This is a genomic window from Parasphingomonas zepuensis, assembly GCF_036663735.1.
In the GTDB taxonomy this organism is placed as follows: Bacteria; Pseudomonadota; Alphaproteobacteria; order Sphingomonadales; family Sphingomonadaceae; genus Sphingomonas.
The window spans coordinates 1-1,213 of the sequence record NZ_JAXOJO010000052.1; the positions used below are offsets into that span (position 1 = coordinate 1).

The 1,213-nt window shown below is 65.3% G+C and carries 1 protein-coding gene; it reads right to left on the bottom strand.

Translation table 11 applies throughout. From position 1 onward, the window contains the following. The coding region (ligA, locus tag U1769_RS25145) for an NAD-dependent DNA ligase LigA (protein WP_332720890.1) at nucleotides 1–1,213 on the bottom strand (1,213 nt) is incomplete at both ends.

The following is a 1,213-nucleotide window of genomic DNA, read 5'->3' on the forward strand; positions in this document are numbered from 1 at the left end:
AATCGACCTCGCCTTCCTCGCGGGTCGCTTCGGACTGACAGATCGGACATTTCTGCTCGAACACATAGGGTGCCCCGGGGTTGTCCTTCGTCAGATTCTCCACGATCTGGGGGATCACGTCACCTGCACGCTGCAACAGCACCCGGTCACCCGGCCGCACGCCCAGCCGCGCAATCTCGTCGGCATTGTGCAGCGTGGCGTTGGTAACCACGACGCCGCCCACGGTCACCGGCTCCAGCCGCGCAACCGGGGTCAGTTTGCCGGTGCGCCCGACCTGAATGTCGATGGCGTTGAGCGTCGTTTCGGCGCGTTCGGCCGGGAATTTGTGCGCGAGTGCCCAGCGTGGCGCCCGCCCGATAAAGCCAAGCCGCCCCTGCCAGTCTATCCGATCGACCTTGTACACCACGCCGTCGATGTCGAAGGGCAGGTCGGCGCGCTGTTTCTCGATCTTGCGATACTGCGCCAGTGCTGGCTCGACCTGATCGCAGTGAACGAACAGCGGGTGGACCGGAAATCCCCAGCTTTCGATCGCTTTCATCACGTCGTGTTGTGCCTCGCCGGTCAGGGAGGTGACCTCGCCCCAGCCATGCGCCAGGAACCGCAATGGACGCGATGCGGTGATGGCGGCGTCCTTCTGCCGCAGCGATCCGGCCGCGGCATTGCGGGGATTGGCGAACTGGCGGGCTTCCTTTCCGCTCTCTTCCGCCTCGGCCAGCAGCCTGGCGTTGAGCGTGAGGAAGTCGTCCTTCGCCATATAGACTTCGCCGCGCACCTCGAACACATCCGGTGCATCAGCGGGCAGTTCGCGTGGGATGTCGGCAATTGTCAGCACATTCGCCGTGACATTCTCGCCCATTTGTCCATCGCCGCGCGTCGCGGCCAGCACCAGCTTGCGCTTCTCATAGCGCAGCGAGCAGGACAGGCCGTCGATCTTCGGCTCGGCCGTCAACGAAACACGGTCGGCGTCGCCCAGATTGAGAAACCGGCGCACGCGGGCGATGAACTCGACCACCTCGTCGTCCGAAAAGGCGTTGTCGAGGCTCAGCATCGCGCGCGCGTGCGGCACCTTTGCCAGATGGGCGGCGGGCGCGGCTCCGACATGGCGCGAAGGCGAGTCCGCGCGAACCAGCGCCGGAAACGCAGCCTCAATCGCGACGTTGCGCCGCATCAGCGCGTCATATGCCGCGTCGCTGATCTCGGGCGCATCGTCGCC